Origin of the sequence: Pseudomonas sp. K5002 (assembly GCF_013386655.1) — a bacterium.
GTDB lineage: Bacteria > Pseudomonadota > Gammaproteobacteria > Pseudomonadales > Pseudomonadaceae > Aquipseudomonas.
In genome coordinates, this window is the sequence record NZ_JACARK010001562.1 from 1 (window position 1) to 521 (window position 521).

Sequence of the window (521 nt, forward strand, 5' to 3'; positions counted from 1 at the left end):
CCGGACAACGTCGCCGACCTGGGCCTGTTCTTCGCCGCCCGTGGCCTGCGCTTGAACGTGATGATCGAATACGGCGTGGTCGGCGGGCGTTGCGGTTGCCGCACCGAACAACAGGTGCTCGACCTGGCCAAGGCGATCAATGCCCAGCCTGCGCTGGCCCTCACCGGCATCGAAGGCTACGAAGGGGTGATCCATGGCGAGCACGCCATCAGTGGCATCCGCGAATTCGCCGCCTCCCTGGTACGCCTGGCCGTCGACCTGCAAAACAGCGGCGCCTTCGACCTGGCCAAGCCCATCATTACCGCCTCGGGTTCGGCCTGGTACGACCTGATTGCCGAATCCTTCGAAGCCCAGAACGCCGCTGGCCGCTTCCTCAGCGTATTGCGCCCGGGCAGCTACGTGGCTCACGACCACGGCATCTACAAAGACGCGCAGTGCTGCGTACTGGACCGTCGCAGCGACCTCAACGAAGGCCTGCGCCCGGCGCTGGAAGTCTGGGCCCACGTGCAATCGCTGCCGGA

The 521-nt window shown here is 65.8% G+C and carries 1 pseudogene; it reads left to right on the forward strand.

Features of this window, described 5'->3' with window-relative positions:
- Nucleotides 1-521, forward strand: a pseudogene (locus tag HX846_RS37945) (amino acid deaminase); the annotation flags it as partial.